We start from the raw sequence: 467 nt of genomic DNA on the forward strand, positions 1-467 counted from the left end.
CCGGAGAGCCCGCGGGGCGCGGACTTCCGCATCGACCAGTGGAACGTGGTCCTGGCCCGGCGCCAGAGCTGGGGCGACCTGGAGTGGGGATTCCGGGCGGAGTACCTGGAGCAGAGGAAGAAGTACGACGACCCCGCGGACACCATCGGGGGGTGGGGCGAGCAGCACAACCGCTACGATACGGACCGCCTGAGTTTTGCCCTGGACGGAGCGCTGCCCCTGGGGAAGCGCCACCTGCTGGAGTTTCTCTGGAACTACTATGACGAGACTTTGAACACGGACGGGGACATCGTGAAGAAGATGCGCGGGTTCCGTCGGCACAACCGCTACAGCTGGAATGCACAAATTCAGGACACCATCGGCCTGGGCAGGGGCGACGGCCTCTGGCTGACGCCGGTGGTGCGCTGGAACGCCGCCGACGGCCGAACGGAGTTCTCCTGGGGGGCGGCGCTGGCCTGGCGGATGAG

Annotated in this window: 1 pseudogene; it reads left to right on the top strand. The window is 67.0% G+C overall.

The features are described from left to right. A pseudogene (locus EII26_RS12940) lies at positions 1–467 on the top strand (TonB-dependent receptor plug domain-containing protein); the annotation flags it as partial.

The sequence above is a fragment of the Fretibacterium sp. OH1220_COT-178 genome (assembly GCF_003860125.1).
Classification (GTDB): Bacteria; Synergistota; Synergistia; order Synergistales; family Aminobacteriaceae; genus CAJPSE01.